Below are 3274 nucleotides of genomic sequence, written 5' to 3'. Positions count from 1 at the left end.
GCTGGCGAGATAGCGCGATGGCTTCGCGCTTGAATTCAGGGCTGTATTTTCTGCGTTTGGACATGAACACTCCTTTGGCACATTGTGCCTCTTTTCAAGAGTGTCCGCAGTAACGGGGTAGAACCCGTATGCTCTTCGCTCCAGTCCGCTTAGCGCTTCTGTTAGCTCGTTTGCTTCAGAGTGTTTTTGGATTTCAGCTTGCGGCTCTTGGCAACCTAAAAGCAAAGCGCTGCCACTAAATAACACACTCAAAATGACGTTTTTACGCATAATAGTTTCCTGTAAGCTCGACATACCTTGCAACTTGAACCGGTTGATTAGGTACAGCCCGCGTGCTTTGAAGTTTGCGCTCGATGCGATCAATCTGTAGTGCTGGAAACAGCCTCATCAAATCACGCAGACGACGTCTATTTAACGCGAAGCTGCCTTTGCCACCATTGGGTGTGATCCGAGTTACGGTCTCTTCGTAGTCGCGCCAGCTTTGGCTAGCCTCCAATAGCGTGAGCATGGCTTGTTCACGGCTATTAAAGCCAACAGTAAATACATCCCAAAATGTGGGTCCATAATCGAAGCACAGAATATCCAAAAGCTGACCTTTAACTTCCGGTGGAGCGTGCCTAATCCAGCTTGCATCTCCACGGCCAATATCTGCAACGATGTTATCAGCCAAAGTTATTGCAAGTTTTTCTCTCTCTGCCGCGGTTCTATGCTCTTCAATTATCAACCGTACATCCCTTCCGATAGACTCCGCAGCCTGCGCTCCAAACCTGACAGCAACGATGGCATAACCAGCACCGGTCAAAATACCGAAAAGGGCAAAGTTAGTGAGCTGCTCAAAGGCACCAGCATCGATCTCTTCAACCTTGCGGAAGTCGACGGTGAGTAGCGCATTATAAATAAACTTCACCATCGACAAAAATGCCCCGGCATCGACCTCGGCGCCAAACTCGCCCGACGCGCCGCCACCGACAACCAGTCCAGCATGTACATTGAAATAGAACTTATGCGTTCGAGTACTCCACTTGATTTGCATACGTGCCTCAGCACCAAGCCCAAGCGCAGCACCCGCACCCACGCCTAGTTTACAGAGTGCCTTCCATGCAACAGGCTTTGCTAACGTATCCTGCCATTCGATACTTCCTTCCAGCTTACCGTCTGCCCGCAATCCGGCAAAAGCCCCTGCTTCCACGCTGGCTGGCTCACCGTTGCGGCTAGTGCGGTTCGCATCTCCCACACCACGCAATTGCGGGATACCATCCTTCATCGATATATGGACTTCCGCGCTGAGCACAGCGCTAGCACCGGCAAAACCCGTAAGCTCGGCTTTTACCTGCGCCCGAAACTTACCTAGTGACGTCTCCTGTAAGATATCGTGCTCATCTCGATAACGGATAAACCACTCACTTTCCTCCTCCGCAGGCCACACCGTTGAGGCATGTGCCTTGCCTTCTACCAGGCTGGCGCTGGCAGTCGCTCTTGCTGCAACGTGAGCAGTGAGTTCCCTTGGGTTGTATCCAGCTTGCAAGTTTGGAGAAATCGGGGTCAGATGAGCATTACCATCTAATTTTGTGAGCTGGTCGCCTTCTTCGTGACTCCCCCTCTAGCACGTCTCCTGCCAAGATTCACCTGCATGACTTAACAGGAAAGGAATCCAAATGGCCAGGCGTCGGCGACTTAGTTACCCAAACATACCCCAGCACTTAATCCAGCGAGGCAATAACCGCCAGGTCTGCTTCGCAGACGAGCAAGACATGCTCACCTTTGGGCAGTGGTTGTGCGATTACTCCGACGAATACAGCGTGGCGGTTCATTCGTGGGTATTCATGACCAACCATATTCATCTGCTCGCTACTCCCAATGGGCATGCCAGCATCAGCTTGATGATGCAGGCGGTTGGGCGCCGCTATGTCCGCTACTTCAACAATCGTCACCGACGCACCGGCACCTTGTGGGAAGGCCGTTATCGGTCATGCCTGGTTGATTCCGACGGCTACCTCCTCCACTGCCAGCGTTATATAGAAATGAACCCCGTCCGGGCTGCCATGGTCATCGCTCCCGGAGACTACCGCTGGAGCAGCTATCGCACCAACGCCTTGGGCAAAGCGTCGCAGCTGGTTTCACCCCATAGCCTTTATCAACAACTAGGTACCAACCCGGAGGAGCGCCAGTTGGTCTATCGCGAGCTGTTCAAGGAAGTACTTTCTGACGATCTGGCTGAAACCATACGCACCACCACGCTTAGCGGCCTTGCCCTGGGCAACGACAAGTTCAAACGCGAAATAGAAAGCCTCACCGGCCAATCTGCAAGCGCCGGAAAGCCGGGGCGACCAGCAAGGGATCAAAAGCAAAATAGTTAATGTTCATCTGACCCCAATTACCTCTTAGCTCATCATACCCAGCGGGAATCCGCCTTCGGCTGAAGCCTTGTACCATTTCTCGATAGCCGCTTGGCGACGGCCCGGAAGAAGAAACCAGCCCTCCCCCTCTGAGTAAAACGCAGCCAACAGTTCTTGAGCCGGCGCATAGCCGCCTTCTGCTGCTTTCTCTAACCACTCAAGCCCCTGGCCTGCATTAAAAAGCGCTTGCATTGCTTCCACATCACCTTGCGCTGCACGCTCATGCGCAAGCGCCAACGCCGTGCTGCGCCAGTCGGTGGAATGGGGGCCACAGGTACCCATTTCATGGCATAGATCACTGCTACTGCTCAGGCGCAACATCGCAAACAGGTCGCCCTGCTCTGCAGCGGCTTCGTACCATTTGCGCGATTCGGCTGTCATGAACATATTGTTCAAGCGCAACGTTTCACCTAGAAAGTACTGCGCGGTTCTATCTCCCGCTTCAGCAGCCACACGCAGAGGCTCAATCGCCGCCCCCCCCATGTGCTGCTGATACAGCATCAACCCCTCATCACGCGCAGCTTGCTGCTCTGGTGTAAGATCTGCTAAAGCAGGCGATGCAAAAAGCCAGACAAGGATAAAAGTTAAGTACTTCAACCTGGCCGTAAGGCTGCTCACAGGCCCAGCACCTTATCGTCGGTTGAAGTCACCCGAAGGTAAACCATCAGAACAGGGTCTGGCTCTGTCAGCTTCTTTAATAAGGGGGAGAACATCCGTTGTTCCTTGTGCTGAGTTGAAGCGGAATCTGCAAATACGTTGGCAGCGCCGTATTTTATCCAAGACCTGCGCAGGCCGGTGTGCGCTCGTCGTCAGAACACGCAAATGCAAACGCTTTATGGCTAGCAGCAAAATAGCTATTACTCAGGGGACTTAGCGGA

The 3274-nt window shown here is 53.1% G+C and carries 4 protein-coding genes; 1 reads left to right on the top strand and 3 read right to left on the bottom strand.

Annotation, left to right across the window (positions count from 1 at the left end; translation table 11 throughout):
- A partial coding sequence (locus tag EF096_RS20510; protein WP_218565820.1) for a hypothetical protein occupies window positions 1-270 on the bottom strand: 270 nt, incomplete at its 3' end.
- Window positions 263-1525 (bottom strand): hypothetical protein, encoded by a 1263-nt coding sequence (locus EF096_RS20025; protein WP_123891500.1) that lies wholly within the window; start codon window positions 1523-1525, stop codon window positions 263-265. The genes EF096_RS20025 and EF096_RS20510, both read right to left, overlap by 8 nt.
- A 130-nt stretch (window positions 1526-1655) precedes the next feature.
- On the opposite strand from EF096_RS20025, the gene EF096_RS20020 reads away from it, so the two are divergent.
- On the top strand, window positions 1656-2357 hold the full coding sequence (locus EF096_RS20020; RefSeq protein WP_123891499.1) for a transposase: 702 nt from the start codon (window positions 1656-1658) through the stop codon (window positions 2355-2357).
- Window positions 2358-2381: 24 nt separating this feature from the next.
- On the opposite strand, the gene EF096_RS20015 is transcribed toward EF096_RS20020, so the two are convergent.
- Complete coding sequence (locus EF096_RS20015; protein WP_123891498.1) at window positions 2382-3014, bottom strand: tetratricopeptide repeat protein; 633 nt, start codon at window positions 3012-3014, stop codon at window positions 2382-2384.
- Between the last annotated feature and the right edge of the window lie 260 nt (window positions 3015-3274).

The sequence above is a fragment of the Pseudomonas neustonica genome (assembly GCF_003797945.1).
Lineage (GTDB): Bacteria > Pseudomonadota > Gammaproteobacteria > Pseudomonadales > Pseudomonadaceae > Halopseudomonas > Halopseudomonas neustonica.
The sequence above is the reverse complement of the archived record's forward strand: the minus strand, read 5'-3'. Positions and strand labels throughout refer to the sequence as shown.